The organism is Bacillus cereus group sp. BfR-BA-01430 (assembly GCF_022663115.1).
In the GTDB taxonomy this organism is placed as follows: Bacteria; Bacillota; Bacilli; order Bacillales; family Bacillaceae_G; genus Bacillus_A; species Bacillus_A cereus_BD.
The window spans coordinates 1-223 of record NZ_JAKUEW010000098.1; the positions used below are offsets into that span (position 1 = coordinate 1).

Below are 223 nucleotides of genomic sequence, written 5' to 3' on the forward strand. Positions count from 1 at the left end.
TTCTAGACCGACGTATTCACTTGTTTCAGAGATGTTAGAGAAAGCATTAGAACGTTTACCTGAAAACCACCAGCTACTAATGCATTCGGATCAAGGATGGCATTATCAAATGAGACAATACGTCCGTACACTTGAATCAAGGGGTATCGTACAGAGTATGTCTCGAAAAGGAAACTGTTACGACAACGCAGTAATAGAGAATTTCTTTGGGATTATGAAGTCG

At 39.9% G+C, this 223-nt stretch carries 1 protein-coding gene; it reads left to right on the forward strand.

Going from position 1 to position 223, the window contains the following annotated elements; genetic code table 11:
* Positions 1-223 (forward strand): DDE-type integrase/transposase/recombinase (locus MR058_RS23120; protein WP_242145950.1); only part of this gene is annotated, 223 nt, incomplete at both ends.